This window comes from Massilia eurypsychrophila (genome assembly GCF_002760655.1).
In the GTDB taxonomy this organism is placed as follows: domain Bacteria; phylum Pseudomonadota; class Gammaproteobacteria; order Burkholderiales; family Burkholderiaceae_D; genus JAFCUW01.
This window is the reverse complement of the sequence record NZ_PDOC01000007.1, coordinates 46,569-66,202: the sequence shown is the minus strand read 5'-3', so window position 1 is coordinate 66,202 and position 19,634 is coordinate 46,569. Positions and strand designations below refer to the sequence as shown.

The window sequence follows — 19,634 nt, the reverse complement described above, 5'->3', positions numbered from 1 at the left end:
AAAACCCCCGCCCAGTGTACAATTCGTCCTCACTTTTTTATTCCCCGAACCTCTCCTGATGTCATCGCCCACCCCTCACGCCGTCAAGGCCTGGCTGCTCGAGCTGCAAGAACGAATCGTCACGGCCCTCGAAGCGGTCGACGGCAAGCCGTTCGCGCGCGACGCGTGGCAGCGGCCCGAAGGCGGCGGCGGCATCTCGCGCCTGGTCGAGGAAGGCAACGTGTTCGAACGCGGCGGCGTCAATTTTTCGCACGTCACCGGCGCCAGCCTGCCGCCGTCGGCAGCGGCCGCGCGGCCCGAACTGGCCGGCCGCGCGTGGGAAGCGATGGGCGTCTCGCTGGTGCTCCATCCGCGCAACCCGTACGCCCCCACCGTCCACATGAACGTGCGCTTTTTCGAAGCGACCGCCGTTGGCCAGGACCCGGTCTGGTGGTTCGGCGGCGGCATGGACCTGACGCCCTACTACGGCTTCGCCGACGACGCGCGCCACTTCCACCAGTCGTGCCACGACGCGCTCGCCCCTTACGGCGACACGCTGCACCCGCTGTTCAAGGCCTGGTGCGACAAGTACTTCTACCTGAAGCACCGCCAGGAGCCGCGCGGCGTCGGCGGCATCTTCTTCGACGACTTCAACGAAGTGCCGTTCGACGACGCCTTTGCGTTGACGCAAAGCGTCGGCGACAGCTTCCTGGCGGCCTACCTGCCGATCCTCGAGCGCCGCATCGGCATGCCGTACGGCGAGCGCGAACGCGACTTCCAGGCGTACCGGCGCGGGCGCTACGTCGAGTTCAACCTGGTGTGGGACCGCGGCACGCTGTTCGGCCTGCAGTCGGGCGGACGCACCGAGGCGATCCTGATGTCGATGCCGCCGATCGTCAAATGGCGCTACGACTGGCATCCGGAACCGGGCACGCCGGAAGCGGCGCTGGCCACCGACTTCCTGGTCCATAAAGACTGGCTCCAGACGTGACGACATGCGTCGCACTGCTGGGAGGCAGTTTCGACCCGGTCCATCATGCTCATGTGGCGCTGGCCGCACTGTTCGCACAACTGCTCCGGCCCGACCAGCTGCGCATCGTCCCCGCCGGTAACCCATGGCAGAAGAACGCGCTCAACGCCAGCGCCGACGAGCGCGTGGCGATGATCGAACTGGCGTTTCGCGCAGCGGCGGTCACTGTCACCATCGACCGCCGCGAAATCGCGCGCGGCGCGCCGACCTACACCGTCGACACGCTGCGCGAGGTGCGCGCCGAACTCGGACCCGACGCGTCGATCGTGTTCCTCATTGGCGCCGACCAGCTGCAGCAGTTGGACAGCTGGCGCGACTGGAAATCGCTGTTCGACTACGCCCACATCGGCGTCGCCGCGCGGCCCGGATATGCGCTCGACGCAGCGGCTTTGCCGAGCGCCGTGGCACGAGAAATTGAAACACGCCAGGGGAGCCTGGAACAGCTTCGTACTACACCGTCCGGCAGGATATTCCTGGCCGAGACGCTGGCCGTGGACATCTCAGCCACCCAGATTCGTGCTGCATTACAACGGGGGGAACAGGCAAACTCGCTTATCCCCGAGGTAGTGCTAGACTACATTCAACAACATAATTTATACAAAATCTAATGGATATCAAAAAACTGCAAACCCTCGTCATTGACGCACTCGAGGACGTCAAGGGCCAGGACATCACCGTGTTCGACACGGTCCACCTCACCAGCCTGTTCGACCGTATCGCGGTCGTCTCGGGCACCTCGAACCGCCAGACCAAGGCGCTGGCCGCCTCGGTCCGCGACAAGGTCAAGGACGCCGGCGGCGACGTCATCGGCATCGAAGGCGAAGACACCGGCGAATGGGTGCTGGTCGACCTCGGCGACATGATCGTCCACATCATGCAGCCGGCGATTCGCCAGTACTACCGCCTCGAAGAAATCTGGGGCGACAAGCCGGTCAAGCTCGGCGCCGCCAAGCGCAAGGGCACCACCGAAGCGGCAGACGTCAAGGAAGCGGCCGCCAAGCCACGCTCGAAGCACCTGGCGTCGACCCAGGCAGCGCCGGAAGTCAAGCCGGTCAACGAGCGCAAGCCAGCGGCCAAGAAAGCGGCCGCCAAGACCGCCACCACCGCGGCCAAGAAGCCGGCGGCGAAAAAGGCCACCAAGGCGGTCGGCAAGGTCGTCAAGATCGCGCCGACCAAGACCGAAGTGGCAGCCGTCAAGGCGCTCAAGGCGCAGCCAGCCAAGCGCGTCGCCGCCGTCAAGGTGGCCAAGCCGGCCGCCGACGCGGTGCCGGAAAAGAAGGTCATCAAGCGCGTCGCCAAAAAAGCCGCCGCCGAGTAAGGGCCGCGTCGCATGCAGCTCATCATCGCTGCGGTCGGCCACAAGATGCCGGCCTGGATCGAGACCGGCTTCACCGAATACACGAAGCGCATGCCGCCCGAGCTGCGCATCGTGCTCAAGGAAGTCAAGCCGGTCGAGCGTTCCGGCAGCAAGACCGCCGCCACCGCGATGGCGCTCGAGCGCGACCGCATCGAAGCGGTGCTGCCGAAGAACGTGCGCATCATCGCCCTCGATGAACGCGGCAAGGATCTTACCAGCGTCGGCCTGTCGCAGCAGCTGATGGCCTGGCAGCAGGAAGGCCGCGACACCGCCTTCCTGATCGGCGGCGCCGACGGCCTCGATCCTGAACTGAAAGCGAAGGCCGAAGGCCTCATCAGGATCTCCAGCATGACCCTCCCGCACGGCATGGTGCGTGTTATGCTGGCGGAGCAGTTGTATAGGGCGTGGTCGATCACGCAGAACCACCCCTATCACCGCGTCTGACCAATCCGATAACGCCGCTGATGAAACCGATCGACCGAAAAATCTACCTGGCCTCCAAGAGCCCCCGCCGTCGAGAATTATTGCGCCAGATCGGCGTCGAATTCGAATTACTCATGCTTCGCAACGAAAGCGCGCGCGGCCCGGACGTGTCCGAATCGGTCAATCCGGGCGAAGCGCCGGCCGACTACGTCGCCCGCGTCGCCAACGAAAAAGCCGCCTTCGCCTGGAACATCGTGCTGTGGCGCCGCATGCCGGCGCGCCCGGTGCTGGCGGCCGACACCACCGTCACCATCGACGGCGGGATCCTCGGCAAGCCAGCCAATCCGGACGAAGCGGCGCGCATGCTAGAGCGCCTGTCCGGCCGCACCCACCAGGTCCTCACTTCCGTCGCGGTCCACCACACCAACATGGCCGAGCAGATCACGCAGGTGTCCGACGTGCGCTTCGCCACCCTCAGCGCGGCCACCATCAAGGCCTACTGCACCAGCGCCGAACCGTACGACAAGGCCGGCGGCTACGGCATCCAGGGCATCGCCGCGCTGTTCATCGAGCATATCGAAGGCAGCCACTCCGGCATCATGGGCCTGCCGCTGTACGAAACGGCGCGCCTGCTGCGCCAGGCCGGCGTGCCGCTCGCGTAGTGCGGCTTCATGCGGGCCGCATAGCCCGCATGCTGTCCTGTTCAGCCCCACGCCGCGGGCCTGCGCGTGTATCATCGCAGCTATGAACGAAGACATCCTCATCAACATCACACCGCAGGAGACGCGGGTCGCGCTGATCCTGCAAGGCGCCGTGCAGGAACTGCACATCGAACGCACCCTCACGCGCGGCCTGGCCGGCAACGTCTACCTCGGCAAAGTGGTGCGCGTGCTGCCGGGGATGCAGTCCGCCTTCATCGACATTGGCCTCGAGCGCGCCGCCTTCCTGCACGTGGCCGACATCTGGGAAGCGCGCACCCACGACGGCCCGGCGGTGGCGCCGACCGCGATCGAAAAAATCCTGTTCGACGGCCAGGTGCTGACGGTGCAGGTCATCAAGGACCCGATCGGCACCAAGGGCGCGCGCCTGTCGACGCAGATCTCGATCGCCGGGCGCATGCTGGTGTACCTGCCGCAGGACAGCCATATCGGCATCTCGCAGAAAATCGAAAAGGAATCGGACCGCGACCTGCTGCGCAGCCGGCTGCAAAGCCTGCTGCCGGCCGACGAAAAAGGCGGCTACATCGTGCGCACGATGGCCGAGGAAGCGTCCGACACCGACCTGGCGGCCGACGTCGACTACCTGCGCAAGACGTGGGCGGCGATCGTCCACGGCGCCCGCAACCGCCCCGCCACCAGCCTGCTGTACCAGGACCTGAACCTGGCGCAGCGCGTGCTGCGCGACTTCGTGCACGACGAGACGGCTAGCATCCAGGTCGACTCGCGCGAGAACTACGTCAAGCTGGTCGAATTCGCCCAGGCCTACACGCCGACCGAGCTGCCGCGGCTGCAGCACTACACCGGCGAGCGCCCGCTGTTTGATTTGTACGGCGTCGAAGAAGAGATCCTGCGCGCGCTCGGCCGGCGCGTCGACCTCAAGTCCGGCGGCTACCTGATCGTCGACCAGACCGAGGCGATGACGACCATCGACGTCAACACCGGCGGCTTCGTCGGCGGGCGCAATTTTGCCGACACCATCTTCAAGACCAACCTGGAAGCGGCGCATGCGATCGCGCGCCAGCTGCGGCTGCGCAACCTGGGCGGCATCATCATCCTCGACTTCATCGACATGGACAACGCCGAGCATCGCAATGCGGTGCTGCAGGAGTTGAAGAAGACCTTGTCGCGCGACCGCACCAAGGTGTCGGTCAGCAGTTTCTCGGCGCTCGGCCTGGTGGAGATGACGAGGAAGCGCACCCGCGAATCGCTGGCCCACATCCTGTGCGAGCCATGTCCGGCCTGCGCCGGCAAGGGCCAGGTCAAGACCAGCCGAACGATCTGCTACGAGATCCTGCGCGAACTGCTGCGCGAGGCGAAGCAGTTCAATCCGCGCGAGTTCCGCATCCTGGCGTCGCAGGAAGTGGTCGACCTGTTCCTCGAAGAAGAATCGCAGCACCTGGCCATGCTGGGCGACTTCATCGGCAAGCGCATTTCGCTGCAGGTAGAGAGCGCCTATCACCAGGAGCAGTACGACGTCATCTTGATGTAGGCATGCGCGCGGCTGCCTTCGTTGGCGCCGCGGTATTCCAGCGCGGCGCAGGTTTCGCCCCGATCGGCGTAAGCTGCGTGCATTCACCTGGAGAAGAAAATGAACATCCTGATGGTACTGACCTCGCACGACCGCCTCGGCAACACCGGCAACAAGACCGGCTTCTGGCTGGAAGAATTCGCCGCGCCCTATTACATCTTCAAGGATGCGGGCGCCACCGTCACGCTGGCTTCGCCCAAAGGCGGCCAGCCGCCGCTCGATCCGAAAAGCGACGAGCCCGATTCGCAGACCGACGCCACCCGCCGCTTCAAGGACGACCCGGCAGCGCAGCAGGCGCTGGCCAATACGGTTGCGCTCAGCACCGTGGCCGGCAAGGATTTCGACACGGTGTTTTACCCGGGCGGGCATGGTCCTCTATGGGACCTGGCCGAGGACAAGGACTCGATCGCACTGATCGAATCGATGCACGCGGCCGGAAAACTGGTGACGGCGGTGTGCCACGCGCCGGGCGTCTTCAAGAACGCGCGCGCGGCAGACGGTTCGCCGCTGGTCAACGGCAAGCAAGTTACCGGCTTTACCAACACCGAGGAAGAAGCGGTTCAGCTGACGAAGGTGGTGCCTTTCCTGGTCGAGGATATGCTCAAGGCGCATGGCGGCGCCTACAGCAAGGGCGACGACTGGGCGCCGTACGTCGTCACCGACGGCAACCTGATCACCGGACAGAATCCGGCATCGTCGGCGCCGGCGGCCGAAGCGGCGCTGCAGTACCTGACGGCGAAGCGGTAAACCGGCGCGCGCCTACTTTGCCGCGCGGCGGCTCAGCGCGTAGATGTCGGGGCTCTCGAGCACGCGCTTCTGTGCGCCGTTGCGCACCAACGCCAGCATCGCCTGGCCGACCTGCGGCGTGCTGAGGATCTGCTCCGGCAGCATTTTGCGCATCAGCGGCATGATCGGCTTGGCCAGGTTATAGAACCAGCGGTAGGCGGTCGTCTTCGACTTCACGCCGACCGGCTCGATCATCCCGGGCCGGAAGATGTACACGCCCCGGAAGGGCAGCTTGAGCAGCGCGTTCTCGGTCTTGCCGCGCACCCGCTGCCACATCACGCGGCTCGTCTCGCTGCTGTCGGCGCCCACGCCCGACACGTACACGAACACCATCTGCGGATTGAGCCGCGCCAGCGTGGTTGCCACCGCCAGCGTCAGGTCGTACGTCAGGTGGGTGTAGGCCTGCTCGGTCATGCCCGACGAGGTGACGCCGATGCAGAAGAAGCAGGCGTCGTAGCCGGTCAGCTCAGCTTCTACGCCACTGTAGTCCCACATCTCGGCGTGCACCAGCTCCTGCAGCTTGGCGTGCTGCAGGCCGGTCGGCGTGCGCCCGACCGTCAGCACCTTCTCCACATCGGCGGCGGCCAGGCTTTCGCGCAGCGCGCCCTGCCCCACCATGCCGGTGGCGCCAAAGATAAGTACGTTCACGAGTGTCCTTGCGGTGATGTCCAGAATCGCCCATCTTACCGCGCGCGCCGCCGGTACGCTACCCGGCGGCGGCCAGCAGCTGCGGCTCGAACTCGAGCCGCTCATGGCCAGTGAGCAGCAGGAAGTGCTTGCCGGAGCAGCGCGACAGCAGCGACATGCCGACCCGTTCGGCCACCATGTGCCCCATCTGCGTGGTGCCCGAGCGCGACAGCAGGAACGGGATGCCCATCTGCGCGCCCTTCATCACCATCTCCGACGTCAGGCGCCCGGTGGTATAGAACACCTTGTCGCCGCCGGCGACGTCGTCGAGCCACATGCGGCCGGCAATCGCATCGACGGCGTTGTGGCGGCCGACGTCCTCAAAGAAGTACAGCAGCTCGCCCTGGCTGGTAAACAGCGCGCAGCCGTGCACCGAGCCGGCCTGCTTGTAGATTGAATGTTGCGTGCGGATGATGTCGACGATCTTGTAGACCACCGACTGGCGCAGGCGCGCCTCTGGCGGCAGCGCGATCTGGTCGATCTCGTCCATCAGGCCGCCGAACACCGAGCCCTGGCCGCAGCCGGTGGTGACGACCTTCTTCGAGGTGCGCTCCTCGACATCGGCGATGCCGTTGCGGGTCACTACCGCCACCGAATCGACCGACCAGTCGACCTGCACCGATTCGATCTCGGCGATCGACTTGACCAGCCGCTGGTTGCGCAGGTAGCCCAGGATCAGGGCCTCGGGCGCGCCGCCGAGCGTCATCAGGGTGACCAGCTCGCGCTTGTCGACGTACACCGTCAACGGCCGCTCGGCCGGGATGGCAATGACCGAGCGGCGTCCGCGTTCGTCGATGACTTCGACGTCGTGCGTCAGGGGGGCGCTTGCCTCGGAAAGCTGCGGGCGAAGTGGGGAAATAGGCATCATGATCGGCATTGTGCCATACCGATCCAGCGCGTACGGGTCCGCAACCTTCGCCCATTTCGCAGAGCACCTCAAGTTCTGGTGTCAGGTCTGACATTCGGACATTTTCTCCTAGAAATGTCCGAATGTCAGACCTGACACCATCGTTTGCCGTTTTCCCTAGAAATGTCCGAATGTCAGACCTGACACCATCGTTTGCCGTAGCAACATCCGGCCCTTGCACTGAGACACCTCGGACGCGCTCGGCAGAATCCGGGGTGTGGCCTGATAGCGGACACGACCCCGGACAGATCGCCACGATGAGATTTTGAACTGATCGGTAGCCGTGGGGTCGAATGGTGCCACAACTAACCGCGTATCAATTATGGGCAGACCACTTCGTATTGAATTTGCCGGCGCCATCTATCACATTACGTCGCGAGGCGACCGCCGGGAGCCAATCTTTTTGAATGATGGCGACCGCTACGCATGGCAGCAGATCCTCGCTTCCGTCTGCGGCAGATTCCATTGGAGGATCCACGCGTTCTGCCAGATGGGCAATCACTACCATATGATCGCCGAGACTGTCGCCGCAACGCTGACGCGCGGGATGCGGCAGCTGAACGGCGAATATACAAGACGATTCAACTTCCGGAACGCGACAGTCGGACACCTGTTTCAGGGACGCTATCACGCAATCCTGGTGCAGCGGCAAAGCTATCTCCTGGCATTGAGCCGCTATGTCGTGCTCAATCCAGTTCGCGCAGGAATGGTCAGCGGGCCAGAGGCGTGGGCCTGGAGCAGCTACAGTATGACGTGCAGCGATGTGCCGCCACCCGCATGGCTCGAAACTGACTGGCTCCTGAGCCAGTTTGGGGTCGAGCGCGACGTTGCAGTCCACTCGTACCGCGCGTTCGTCGCCGCCGGGCGCGGCGTCAAAACTCCAATGACCAACCTTCGCAACCAGCTGTTTCTGGGTGACGACAAGTTTTTGAAGCAAATCAGCGCTGCAAAAAACGTGCCGTCGGGTGCGGAAATCTCGCGCTCCCAAAAAATGTTGCTCTTGCCCGAACTTCACGAGTATGACGTCGGCAAGGCCAACCGCCAGGTGGCGATGGCGCGCGCGTATATTCACGGCCGCTTCACAATGGCAGAGATTGCTGCGCATTTCTCGGTGCACTACAAGACAGTAAGTCGCGCTGTGCGCAGCTACGAGATCGCACAAAGCGCCATTCTCCGGCCTTCAACCAGCAAAATGTACGATCGTCAGACCTGACACCAGTGTGTCGCTGTACAAGACAGTCAGTCGCGTGGTGCGGTGCTAGCAGGCTGCCCAACGCGCCATTCTCACGCCTGCTGACAGGGAAATGTCCGATTGTCAGACCTGACACCAGTGTTTCGCTGTGCAAACTGCCGTTTCGAAAAACAGTTGACACGCGGGCCGCTGCGCGGCAAACTGAACCGATTATATGAGCATGGGCAGGCGATGGACGCGGAAATCGAAGTGTTTGGCGACGACGACAGCAAGGACCGGCAGTTCGTCAACGCGCTCGCCCGCGGCCTCGAAGTGCTGCGCTGCTTTCGCCCCGGCGAGCAGTTCCTCGCCAACGCCGAACTGGCTCGCCGCACCGCCATCCCGAAGCCGACCATCTCGCGCCTGACCTATACCCTGACCAAGCTGGGCTACCTGGCCTACTCCGAACAGCAGGGCAAATACCAGCTCGGCGCCGGCGTGCTGGCGCTTGGCTACCGCATGCTGTCGAACTACGACGTGCGCAAGATGGCGCGCGCGCCGATGCAGGAGCTGGCCGAATACGCGCAGGCGTCGGTGTCGCTCGGCACGCGCGACCGCCTCAGCATGGTCTACATCGAAACGTGCCGCAGCAGCGCCAACGTCACCTTGCGGCTCGACGTCGGCTCGCGCATCCCGATCGGCACCACGGCGATGGGCAAGGCGCTGCTGTGCGTGCTGCCGCAGGCCGAGCGCGACTACCTGCTCGACCATGTGCGCCAGCACGAAGGCGAGCGCTGGCCGGCGATCAAGGCCGGCATCGAGCAGGGCTTCAAGGATTATCAGGACCTCGGCTTTTGCATCGCCGCCGGCGAGTGGCAGAACGACGTGCACGCGGTCGGCGTGCCGACCTTCGGCGCCGACGGCGAGCAGCTGATGGCGTTTAACTGCGGCGGCCCGGCCTACTTGCTGTCGCGTGAAAAGCTGGTCGGCGACCTCGGTCCCCGCCTGGTGCAGCTGGTCAAAAACATTGAAACCAACCTTGGACGCGGCTAGCGCGAACGACACATGATCCGTGACGAAGAAACCCTCAACATCCTCCTCGACAGCATTTCCCGCTTCGTGCGCGAAGTGCTGGTGCCGAACGAGCAGCTGGTCGCCGAGACCGACGAGATACCGCCCGCCATCGTCGCGCAGATGCGCGAGCTGGGTTTGTTCGGCCTGTCGATCCCGGAGCAGTACGGCGGCCTGCAGCTGACGATGGAAGAGGAAGTGCGGGTTGCGTTCGAGATCGCCCACACGTCGCCGGCCTTTCGCTCGCTGATCGGCACCAACAACGGCATCGGCTCGCAAGGCATCGTCATCGACGGCACCGCGGAACAGAAAGAGTACTACCTGCCGAAGCTGGCCGCCGGCGACATCATCGGCGCCTTCGCGCTGACCGAACCGGGTTCGGGCTCGGACGCGGCGTCGCTGCGCACCAGCGCCGTGCGCGACGGCGATTTCTACATCCTCAACGGCACCAAGCGCTACATCACCAATGCGCCCGAGGCCAGCATCTTCACCGTGATGGCGCGCACCGATCCGGTCAAGCGCGGCGCCGGCGCCATCTCCGCCTTCATCGTCGAGAAGGATACACCCGGCCTCTCGCTCGGCAAGATCGACAAGAAGATGGGCCAGCGCGGCGCCCACACCTGCGACGTGGTGTTCGAAAACTGCCGCGTGCCGGCGGCGAACGTCATCGGCGGCAAGGAAGGCGTCGGCTTCAAGACGGCCATGAAAGTGCTCGACAAGGGCCGCCTGCACATCGCCGCGGTGTGCGTCGGCGCCGCCGAACGCATGCTGGACGACGCGCTGCGCTACGCGATGGAGCGCCAGCAGTTCGGCCAGCCGATCGCCGAATTCCAGCTGATCCAGGCGATGCTGGCCGACAGCAAGGCCGAGATCTACGCCGCGCGCAGCATGGTGCTCGACGCCGCCCGCATGCGCGACAACGGCAACGACGTCTCGACCGAAGCGTCGTGCTGCAAGCTGTTCGCCTCCGAGATGTGCGGCCGCGTGGCCGACCGTTCGGTGCAGATCCACGGCGGCGCCGGCTACATTGCCGAATACGCGGCCGAACGCTTCTACCGCGACGTGCGCCTGTTCCGCATCTACGAGGGCACCTCGCAGATCCAGCAGATCGTCATCGCCCGTAACATGATCAAGGCGGCGCAGAAGTAAATGGATACCACCGCGCTGCTCGCCGCCCTGCCGTCGCGCATCAGCGCGATTGCGCGCCAGCGCGCGGCAAGTTCACCCGATGCGCCGGGGTTGCACGAGGACGGCCGCATCTGGACCTACGCGCAGCTGGCCCTAGAGGTCGACGCGCACGCCGCCCTGCTGCGCCAGCTCGGCGTGCGCGCCGGCGACCGCGTGATGGTGGTCGGCGAAAACTGCATGGCGCAGGTGGCATTAATCTTCGCCGCCGCCGAACTCGATGCCTGGATCGTCAATGTCAACGCGCGCCTGTCCGCCGCCGAAATTGCCACCATCCGCGCGCACAGCGGCGCGCGCCGCGTGCTCTACACCGTGGCTGCATCGGCCGAAGCGCGCCAGCATGCCGCCGGCGACAACGCGACAACGCATGGCGCGCTGATGACCGGCCCGCTCAACGAAGCGTGTACGCCGGAGCCGGTCGACCCAGGCAACCAGCAGGTCGCCGCGCTGATCTACACCACCGGCACTACCGGCCATCCAAAAGCGGTGATGCTCACGCACCGCAACCTGCTGTTCATCGCCGCCGTATCGAGCACCTTGCGCGGCCTGACGACGCAAGACCGCGCCTGCGGCGTGCTGCCGATCTCGCACGTGTACGGCCTGGCGTCGGTGATGCTCGGCACCCTGTACGCCGGCGCATGCCTGTACCTGGCGCCGCGCTTTTCTGCGGCCGCCATGCTGCGCGCGATCACGGACGACCGGCTCACCATCCTGCAGGGCGTGCCGGCCATGTACGCGCGCCTGCTCGAACTGAACGCCGCGCCGCTGGCGTCATCGCTGCGCTTCATCTACGCCGGCGGCTCGCCGCTCGACCCAAGCCTGAAGCGCCAGGTCGAGCACGTCTTCGGCCTGCCGCTGCACAACGGCTACGGCATGACCGAAAGTTCGCCCACCATCAGCCAGACGCGCCTCGACGCGCCGCGCACCGACACCTCGGTCGGCAGCACCATCCCCGGTGTCGACGTGCGCATCGTCGACGAAGCCGGCGCCGACGTGGCGGCCGGCGTGGCGGGCGAACTGTGGGTGCGCGGACCGAATGTCATGAAGGGCTACTACCTTGAACCGGCGCTGACCGCGGCGGCCATGCGCGACGGCGGCTGGCTCAATACCGGCGACATGGCGCGCCAGGACCTTGATGGCGCGCTGTTCATTGTCGGCCGCACCAAGGAGCTGATCATCCGCTCCGGCTTTAACGTCTACCCGCTGGAAGTGGAGACAGTGCTGAACGCCCACCCTGGCGTCGCGCAGTCGGCGGTGGTCGGGCGCACTGTCGCCGCTGGCAACGAGGAGGTGGTGGCGTTCGTCGAGGCAAATCCCCAGCAGCCACCAGGCGAACAGGAACTGCGCGACTATCTGGCCGAGCGGCTCTCGGCCTACAAGTGCCCGAGCCAGATCGTCATCATGGCGGCTCTGCCGGCCGCGGCGACCGGAAAAATTTTGAAGGGCCAGTTGAAAGCACTGGCACAGGACATGTCCGCAACAAAAGCATAAGCGGACAAAAAGCGCCGGCGCCGCCACCGCGGCCCGGGGATTTATCACCGGAGGAGACAAGTAGATGAAGACGACTTTTAAACGTATCGGGTTGGCAGCCCTGGTTTCGGCTGCATTCATGAGCGCGGCCAGCGCGGAAGAATTCAAGGTGGGCGCGGAACTGCCGCTGACCGGCAGCCTGGCGCGCGTTGGCGCCGGCATGCAGGAAGGGATCATGGTCGCCGCCGAAGTGTTCAACAAGACCAACGGCAAGCACAAGATCAAGATCGTCACCATCGACGACGAATCGGCACCGGCCAAGGCCATCGCCGCCGTCGAGAAGCTTGCCAGCGAAGGCGTCGTCGCCATCACCGGCGGCTACGGCAGCAACAACATCTCGCCGGCCTCGGACGCGGCCAACAAGCTCGGCCTGGTGTACATCACCTCGGGCGGCGTCGACGACAGCCTGGTCAACGCCGGGCGCAAGAATTTTTTCCGCATCAATAACTCGGCCGGCTACGAAAAGGCGATGATCGGCATGCTGCACGACGTCGGCGCCAAATCGGTCTCGATCGTCTACTCGACCAAGGACGCCACCTCGGGCCTGGCCAAGGATGTCGAAGCCTCGCTCAAGGCCAAGGGCATCGCCGTGGTAATGCACTCGTTCGATCCGGCCATCACCGACTTCAAGCCGATCATCAACAAGGTCAAGCTGCAGGACAAGTCCGAAGTGATCGCGATGGTCGGCTATGAAAACGACTACGTCGGCATCCTGCGCGCCGCGCGCGTGCTCAAACCGGCCGTCAAGGCGATGGTCGGCGTGTGGTCGCTCGCAACGCCGAAGATGGCCGCCGACTTCCCCGACCTGATGCCGAACGTGTTCGGCACCGCGCTGCTGCCGTTCCCGGCCGAATTCAAGACCGCCGACGGCAAGAACTTCGCCGACACCTACAAGGCGATCTACAAGAAGGAGCCGGACTACCTCGGCCAGTTTGGCTACGTGCAGTCGATGCTGCTGTTCGAAGCGATCGCGCGCGCCGCCGACAAGGGCACGATACAAAAAGGCGGCATCGCCGACGAGATGCGCAAGACCGACCGCGAAACGCTGATCGGCCGCGTGCAGTTCGGCGCCAACGGCGACAACACGAACTTCGTGCACCGCATGGGACAGCACCAGGACAAGAAGATCGTCATCGTCTGGCCGAAGGAAAGCGCCACCGGCAAGCTGGCCTACCCTGCCCTGCCTTGGTAACACGCCATGACTGATCTGATACTGCAGGCGCTGTATTCGGGCCTGTTGCAGGGCGGCTCGTACGCCCTCATCGCGCTCGGCCTGGCACTGGTGTTCGGCACCATGAAGGTGATTAACCTGGCCCACGGCGAGCTGGTACTGCTCGCCGCGTATGTCGCCTATACGGTCGAATCGAAGCTCGGCTTCGGGCCGGTGCTGGCGATTCCGATTGCATTGGTGGTCGTGTGCATCGCCGCGGTATCGGTCTACCTCATCGTCAGCCGCATCAAGTCGGACCGCGAAATCAATTCGCTGATCCTCACGTACGGCATCGGCGTCATCCTCACCAACGCCATCCTGCTGATCTGGAGCGCCGACGTGCGCTCCACCAGCTCGACCTGGCTGCAGGAAGCATTCGTCGTCGGTCCGCTGTACAGCATGCGCAGCGAGCTGCTGTTCTTCGGCGTGGCCATCGTGCTGATGGGCGCGTTGTGGTGGTGGCTGGCGCGCAGCTGGTACGGCCGCGCCGTGCGCGCGGTGTCCTCCAACCGCGACGCCGCCAAGCTGATGGGCATCGATCCGGGCCGTACCGAACTGGTGTCGTTCATCGTCGCCGGCATCCTCGCCGCGTTCGCCGGCGTCGCGCTGTTCAGCTACGGCGTGATCCAGCCGGCCTACGGCGGCGCCCTCACCGTCAAGGCTTTCATCATCACCGTGCTGGCCGGGATCGGCTCGATACCGGGCGTGCTGCTCGGCGCCGTGCTGCTCGGCGTGGCCGAGGCGCTGACCGTCACCCTGGCCAGCTCCGCGCTGCAGGAACTGGCCGGCATGACGCTGTTTTTGCTGGTGTTGTTCATAATGCCGAACGGCCTGTTTGGCGCGGCAGGGAGAAGAGGATGAAAGGCGCTATCAAGATCAACAAGCTGCTGGTGGCGGCGCTGGTGACCGGCTACGCCGTGGTGCCGTTCGCGCTCGGCGGCAACGCCTACGTCATGAGCATGATCGTCGCCGCGCTGGTCATCGGCGGGGTGGCGCTGTCGTGGGCCCTGCTGGGCAACCTGGGCGGCATGGTCAGCTTCGGCCACTCGGCGTTCTTCGGTGTCGGCGCGTACGTGTCGGCGATCACCACCGTCAAGCTCGGCCTGCCGGTAGCGCTGGCGGTGCCGCTGGGCGGCATCGGCGCGGTAGTCGCCTCGATCGTCATGATGCCGGTGCTGCGCCTGCGCGGCCCCTACTTCGCGCTGGCGATCCTGGCCTACGCGCACATCTTCAAGATCCTCGCCACCGAATGGTCGTCCGTCACCGGCGGCTCCGGCGGCGTGTCGGGCATCCCGAGCTTTCCGACCGTGTTCGGCTTCGACTTCGGCACCAAGATGGGCGCCTACCTGATCGCCCTCACGCTGGTGCTGCTGTTCGCTTTTGCCTACCACCGCATCCGCGCCAGCTACTACGGCATCGCGCTGCGCGCCATGCACGACAGCGAAGACGCCACCCGCGTCGTCGGCGTCAACAGCACCGTCCTCAAGGGCGCGATGCTGATGGTGTCGGCGTTCATGGCCGGCGTGTTCGGCGCCGTCAACGCGCACTACATCAACTTCCTCGAGCCGGACTACGCGTTCAGCGCGCTGTGGGTGACGGTGCCGATCGTGGCGGCCATTTTCGGCGGCTACCGCACCATTTCCGGGCCGGTCATCGGCGCCCTGGTGGTCTACCTGGCCGACCAGTTCATTTTCAAGTCGATCATGCCGACCGGGCACCAGCTGGTGCTCGGCGTGCTGCTGGTGGCGATGATCGTGTTCAGTCCTTCCGGCCTGATGCCGCTGCTGAAGAAAAAGAAGGTGGCCCATGCTTGAACTTGAAAACGTCTCGGTGCGCTTCGGCGGCCTGACCGCCGTCAACGACGTCACCCTGAAGATCGGCAGCCATGACGTCATCGGCCTGGTGGGCTCGAACGGCGCCGGCAAGACAACGCTGTTCAACGCCATTTCCGGGCTGGTACGCCCGACCGCGGGCCGCATCCGCTTTAACGGCCAGGACGTGCTCGCCGCGCCGATGTACCGCCGCGCGCGGCTCGGCATCGGCCGCACTTTCCAGGTGCCGCAGCCGATGCACGAACTGACGGTGCGCGAAAACCTGCTGGTGGCGCAGCGCTTCGGCACCGGCCGCGTCGACCATGCCAAGATCGACGAGATTCTCGATTTCACCAGCCTGTCCGCCAAGGCCGAACGGCACGCCGCCACGGAACTTGCGCTGACCGAACTGAAGGCGCTGGAAGTGGCAAAGGCGCTGGCGACGGACCCGCAGCTGCTGCTGCTCGACGAGGTGCTGGCCGGGTTGGAGACGACCGGCAAGCGCCGCTTCATGGGCATGCTGCGCGACCTGCACACCAAGTTCGGCGTCGGCATCGTCATGATCGAACACGATATCGAGACCATCACGTCGCTGTGCCCGCGCGTGGCAGTGCTCAATTTCGGCCAGCTGATCGCCGACGGCACGCCCGAAGCGGTGTTCCGCGATCCGGCCGTCATCAAAAGCTATACAGGAGCCTAGGATGCTAGAACTTACGCAGGTGCGGGCCGGCTATGGCGCCATCAACGTGCTGTGGGACGTGTCGGTCGCCGCGGCGGCCGGCAAGCTGACCACCATCATCGGCCCGAACGGCGCCGGCAAGACGACCCTGCTGCGCGCCATCATGGGACTGCTGCCGGTGACGCAGGGCCAGATGACACTGAACGGCGCGCCGCTCAAGGGCATCCCGACCTGGGGCATGGCAGACCTCGGCGTGGCGATGATTCCCGAGGGGCGCATGGTGTTTCGCGACATGAGCGTGGAAGAAAACCTGATCATGGGCGGCTTTCCGAAAGCGCACCGCGCGCAGGTGAACGCCCGGCTCGATGAGGCGTACACGATGTTCCCGCGGCTGCGCGAGCGGCGCCGCCAGATGGCCGGTTCGCTGTCGGGCGGCGAGGCGCAGATGCTGGCGATGGGCCGCGGCCTGATGTCGGACCCGAAGCTGCTGATCGTCGACGAGCCGTCGCTGGGCCTGGCGCCGCTGGTCGTCAACGAGCTGTTCGAGATCCTCGCGCGGCTGAAGGACGGCAAGCGCACGATCATTCTGGTCGAACAGAATACGCAGCGCGCGGTCGGCGTGGCCGACCATGTGTACCTGATGCAGAGCGGGAAGGTGGTGCTGTCGCAGGCCGCGGCGGAGGTGGATTTGGCCAACCTGGAGGAGCTGTATTTTGCGCGGTAATGCCGACGTAGCGTTCGGGGTCTGACCTATGGTCAGACCTCAATAATCGGCCGAAGTTCGGCCCAGACAAGGTCCGCGCCCATTTTGTTCATGCAGTTGTGGTGGCCGAGCGGACATTCGCGCTGCTTGCACGGCGAGCACTCGAGTCGCAGGGACATCGACCTGGCGATGTCGGAAAACGGCGGTGCGTGATCGGGATCGGTCGGCCCGTACAGGGCGACGACGGGGCGGTTCAGGGCCGATGCGATGTGCAGCAGGCCCGAATCGTTCGCCACGACCGCGTCGGCGCGCGCGATCAGCGCGATCGCTTCGTCCAGCTTCGTCGCGCCGGCCAGGTTGAACATGCCGGCGCCGCCACTGCCGGCGACGACTTCGTCGCAAGCTTCGCGGTCCTTCGGGGAGCCGAGCAGCGCGACCTGCGCCAGCGGATCGGCGGAGAGAATCGCCTGCGCCAGCTGGGCGAAATGGGCGGCCGGCCAGCGCTTGGCGGCGCCAAACTCGGCGCCGGGCGCAAACACCACCAGCTGTCGCTCCAGCGCGATGCCGGTTTTGGCGCACACCGCGGCGACCTTGTCGGCGCCGACCTGCATGCGCGGGCGCGGCACTTTCGCCAGCGGCAGCGCCGGATCCTGCGCCAGCGCCGCGTAGAACGGCACCATCGCGCGCGCCGGCTTGTCGTCGTGGTGCATCACGTTGAGCAGGCCGTAGCGCATTTCGCCCTTGTAGCCGACCCGCGTGGCAATGCCGGCCAGCCAGGGAATCAGCGCGTACTTGAGCGTGTTGGGCAGCACATAGGCGGCGGCGTAGCCGCGCTGGCGCAGCCGGCGAGCGTAGGCCCAGCGTTCCTTGAGCTGCAGCGCGCGGTGGCGGAACGGCGTTTCGAGCACGCTGTCGACTTCTATCATCGCGCGCCACACCGGCGCCACCGACGGCGGCGCCAGCACGTCGATCGGGCGATCGGGGTGCTGCTGCTTGAGCCGCTGCAGCAGCGGCTGCGCCATCACGGCGTCGCCGATCCAGTTGGGCGAAATGACAAGCGTGCGCGTCACGCCGCCTCCGTCGAGAACTGCAGGCGGTACAGGTTGGCGTACACGCCGCCCTTGGCCAGCAACTGGTCGTGGCGGCCCGCTTCGATCACCCTGCCGGCGTCCATGACGACAATGCGGTCGGCCCGCTCGACGGTCGACAGGCGGTGCGCGATGACCAGGGTGGTGCGCCCGGCCATCAGCGCATCGAGCGCGCCCTGCACCGCGCGCTCCGATTCGTTGTCGAGCGCCGACGTCGCTTCGTCGAGAATCAGGATCGGCGCGTCCTTGTAGATGGCGCGGGCAATCGCCACGCGCTGGCGCTGGCCGCCCGACAAGCGCATGCCGTTTTCGCCGATCATGGTGTCGACGCCGTCCGGCAGCGCCGCGACGACGTCGGCCAGGTGCGCCGCCTGGATGGCGGCGGCGAGGCGCGCGCTGTCGACCTGCTCGGCGCCGTAGGCGATGTTGGCGCCGAGGGTGTCGTCGAACAGCACCACGTTCTGGCTGACCATCGCCAGCTGGGCGCGCAGGCTGGTCAGGGCGATGTCGTCGTACGGCACGCCGTCGAGCAGCAGGCGGCCCGATTGCGGCGTGTAGAAGCGCGTGACGAGGTTGACGAACGTGGACTTGCCGCCGCCGGAGACGCCCACCAGCGCCACCGTCTGGCCGGGAAAGATGTCGAGCGAGACGTCGGTCAGTGCGTTGGGGTTGTTGTCGCCATAGCGAAACGAGACGCGCTCGAGCTGCAGGTGGCCGCGCGCTTTGCCCAGCACCGTCGCGCCGGTGTCGTGTTCGACCGGCGCGTCGATCATCGCGAACACGGTTTCGGCGGCGGCCATGCCGCGCTGCATCGGGCCGTTCACCTCGACCAAGGCTTTCAGCGGCTGCAGCAGCATCAGCATCAGGGTGATGAAGTTGGTGAATTCGCCGACGCTCATGCCGGAGCGGATGGCGACCATGATCACCACCGACACCGCCATCGCGGTGGCGATCTGGGTGATCGGGACGGTGGCGGCGGCGGCCACCGTCATGCGCTGCGAGAAGCCGCGCAGCGCCTCGCTGCGCATCTCGAAGCGGCGCCGCTCGTAGCGTTCGCCGGCGAACACGCGGATCACCTGGTGGCCGCGCGCGGCCTCTTCGACCACCTGGGTCATCTCGCCGGTGACGCGCTGGTTGTCGCGGTTCAGGCGGCGCAGGCGGCCGGTGGTGGTGCGCACGATGACGGCCGTTAGCGGCACCACCACCAGCGCGATGATGGTCAGCTTCCAGTTCAGCATCATCAGCCCGATCAGCAGGCCGATGACGACCAGCGAATCGCGCACGAAGGCGAGGAAGACCGAGTTGATCATGTCGACGACCTGGCGCACGTCGCCGATGACGGTGTTGATGATCTTGCCGGTCGACTCTTCGTGGAAGCGCGCCACCGGCAGGCGCAGCAGGCGCTCGAAGACCATGCCGCGCAGGTCGTTGAGGACGCGGCTCATGACCCAGTTGTTCAGGTAGGCGGTGGAAAAGGTGAACACGCCGCGCATGACGAACAGCGAGACGAGCACCGCCGGCACCAGCCACAGGTTGAAGTCGACCTTGTTGGCGAAGCCTTTATCGAGCAGCAGTTCGAGCGCCTTGCCCAGCAGCGGCTGGGTCGCAGCGGTGCCGGCCATGGCCACCAGCGCCAGCAGCGCGCGCGCGCGATAGGGGCGGACCAGCGCAAACAGGCGCCGGGCGATGCTGCTACTATTTTTCATTGTTCGGTCTTTCGAGTTCGGCCATCAGATGCGGTTCCCCGGACTTTACATCAAACCGGGCAGT

20 protein-coding genes are annotated in these 19,634 nt (G+C 65.5%); 16 read left to right on the top strand and 4 right to left on the bottom strand.

Going from position 1 to position 19,634, the window contains the following annotated elements:
• Nucleotides 1–58 precede the first annotated feature (58 nt).
• The 7 genes from hemF to CR105_RS13290 all read left to right on the top strand — a co-directional run bounded on the left by hemF (nucleotide 59) and on the right by CR105_RS13290 (nucleotide 5,783).
• Entirely contained in the window at nucleotides 59–970 is a 912-nt protein-coding gene (gene hemF / locus CR105_RS13320; protein ID WP_099788951.1) for an oxygen-dependent coproporphyrinogen oxidase, read from the top strand.
• A complete protein-coding gene (locus CR105_RS13315) occupies nucleotides 967–1,617 on the top strand; it encodes a nicotinate-nucleotide adenylyltransferase (RefSeq protein WP_099788950.1) in 651 nt (216 codons plus the stop codon). The genes hemF and CR105_RS13315 overlap by 4 nt, the downstream gene beginning before the upstream one ends.
• Complete coding sequence (gene rsfS / locus CR105_RS13310) at nucleotides 1,617–2,327, top strand: ribosome silencing factor (protein ID WP_099788949.1); 711 nt, start codon at nucleotides 1,617–1,619, stop codon at nucleotides 2,325–2,327. The genes CR105_RS13315 and rsfS overlap by 1 nt, the downstream gene beginning before the upstream one ends.
• A gap of 12 nt (nucleotides 2,328–2,339) precedes the next feature.
• A complete protein-coding gene (gene rlmH, locus CR105_RS13305) occupies nucleotides 2,340–2,810 on the top strand; it encodes a 23S rRNA (pseudouridine(1915)-N(3))-methyltransferase RlmH (RefSeq protein ID WP_099788948.1) in 471 nt (156 codons plus the stop codon).
• 20 nt (nucleotides 2,811–2,830) lie between these two features.
• Nucleotides 2,831–3,451, top strand: a complete 621-nt coding sequence (locus CR105_RS13300; RefSeq protein ID WP_099788947.1) for a Maf family protein — start codon at nucleotides 2,831–2,833, stop codon at nucleotides 3,449–3,451.
• Between the two features lie 82 nt (nucleotides 3,452–3,533).
• A complete protein-coding gene (gene rng / locus CR105_RS13295; protein WP_099788946.1) occupies nucleotides 3,534–4,997 on the top strand; it encodes a ribonuclease G in 1,464 nt (487 codons plus the stop codon).
• A gap of 99 nt (nucleotides 4,998–5,096) precedes the next feature.
• Complete coding sequence (locus CR105_RS13290; RefSeq protein WP_099788945.1) at nucleotides 5,097–5,783, top strand: type 1 glutamine amidotransferase domain-containing protein; 687 nt, start codon at nucleotides 5,097–5,099, stop codon at nucleotides 5,781–5,783.
• A gap of 12 nt (nucleotides 5,784–5,795) precedes the next feature.
• On the opposite strand, the gene CR105_RS13285 is transcribed toward CR105_RS13290, so the two are convergent.
• Both CR105_RS13285 and CR105_RS13280 read right to left on the bottom strand, forming a co-directional pair.
• Nucleotides 5,796–6,470, bottom strand: a complete 675-nt coding sequence (locus CR105_RS13285; protein WP_099788944.1) for an NAD-dependent epimerase/dehydratase family protein — start codon at nucleotides 6,468–6,470, stop codon at nucleotides 5,796–5,798.
• Between the two features lie 58 nt (nucleotides 6,471–6,528).
• Nucleotides 6,529–7,377, bottom strand: coding sequence for a formate dehydrogenase accessory sulfurtransferase FdhD (locus tag CR105_RS13280; RefSeq protein ID WP_229413927.1), 849 nt, complete (start codon nucleotides 7,375–7,377; stop codon nucleotides 6,529–6,531).
• Between the two features lie 361 nt (nucleotides 7,378–7,738).
• Here CR105_RS13280 and CR105_RS13275 point away from each other — a divergent pair, with 361 nt between their 5' ends.
• The 9 genes from CR105_RS13275 to CR105_RS13235 all read left to right on the top strand — a co-directional run bounded on the left by CR105_RS13275 (nucleotide 7,739) and on the right by CR105_RS13235 (nucleotide 16,797).
• Nucleotides 7,739–8,629 carry a transposase gene (locus tag CR105_RS13275; RefSeq protein WP_099788943.1) on the top strand — a complete coding sequence of 297 codons (891 nt, stop codon included), beginning with the start codon at nucleotides 7,739–7,741 and terminating at the stop codon, nucleotides 8,627–8,629.
• Between the two features lie 210 nt (nucleotides 8,630–8,839).
• Nucleotides 8,840–9,640: an IclR family transcriptional regulator gene (locus CR105_RS13270; RefSeq protein ID WP_099788942.1), complete on the top strand. Its 801-nt coding sequence runs from the start codon at nucleotides 8,840–8,842 to the stop codon at nucleotides 9,638–9,640.
• A gap of 12 nt (nucleotides 9,641–9,652) precedes the next feature.
• On the top strand, nucleotides 9,653–10,807 hold the full coding sequence (locus tag CR105_RS13265; RefSeq protein ID WP_099788941.1) for an acyl-CoA dehydrogenase family protein: 1,155 nt from the start codon (nucleotides 9,653–9,655) through the stop codon (nucleotides 10,805–10,807).
• Complete coding sequence (locus CR105_RS13260; RefSeq protein WP_099788940.1) at nucleotides 10,808–12,334, top strand: class I adenylate-forming enzyme family protein; 1,527 nt, start codon at nucleotides 10,808–10,810, stop codon at nucleotides 12,332–12,334.
• A gap of 64 nt (nucleotides 12,335–12,398) precedes the next feature.
• A complete protein-coding gene (locus tag CR105_RS13255) occupies nucleotides 12,399–13,565 on the top strand; it encodes an ABC transporter substrate-binding protein (RefSeq protein ID WP_099788939.1) in 1,167 nt (388 codons plus the stop codon).
• Nucleotides 13,566–13,571: 6 nt separating this feature from the next.
• Nucleotides 13,572–14,444 (top strand): branched-chain amino acid ABC transporter permease, encoded by an 873-nt coding sequence (locus tag CR105_RS13250; RefSeq protein ID WP_099788938.1) that lies wholly within the window; start codon nucleotides 13,572–13,574, stop codon nucleotides 14,442–14,444.
• Nucleotides 14,441–15,397, top strand: coding sequence for a branched-chain amino acid ABC transporter permease (locus CR105_RS13245; RefSeq protein ID WP_099788937.1), 957 nt, complete (start codon nucleotides 14,441–14,443; stop codon nucleotides 15,395–15,397). The genes CR105_RS13250 and CR105_RS13245 overlap by 4 nt, the downstream gene beginning before the upstream one ends.
• On the top strand, nucleotides 15,390–16,094 hold the full coding sequence (locus CR105_RS13240) for an ABC transporter ATP-binding protein (RefSeq protein WP_099788936.1): 705 nt from the start codon (nucleotides 15,390–15,392) through the stop codon (nucleotides 16,092–16,094). Before CR105_RS13245 ends, CR105_RS13240 begins: the two co-directional genes overlap by 8 nt.
• 1 nt (nucleotide 16,095) lies before the next feature.
• Entirely contained in the window at nucleotides 16,096–16,797 is a 702-nt protein-coding gene (locus tag CR105_RS13235) for an ABC transporter ATP-binding protein (RefSeq protein ID WP_099788935.1), read from the top strand.
• Nucleotides 16,798–16,829: 32 nt separating this feature from the next.
• Here the strand turns inward: CR105_RS13235 and waaF are convergent, their stop codons facing one another.
• Entirely contained in the window at nucleotides 16,830–17,846 is a 1,017-nt protein-coding gene (waaF, locus tag CR105_RS13230) for a lipopolysaccharide heptosyltransferase II (protein WP_099788934.1), read from the bottom strand.
• Nucleotides 17,843–19,570: a lipid A export permease/ATP-binding protein MsbA gene (gene msbA / locus CR105_RS13225; protein ID WP_099788933.1), complete on the bottom strand. Its 1,728-nt coding sequence runs from the start codon at nucleotides 19,568–19,570 to the stop codon at nucleotides 17,843–17,845. Before msbA ends, waaF begins: the two co-directional genes overlap by 4 nt.
• Nucleotides 19,571–19,634 lie beyond the last annotated feature (64 nt).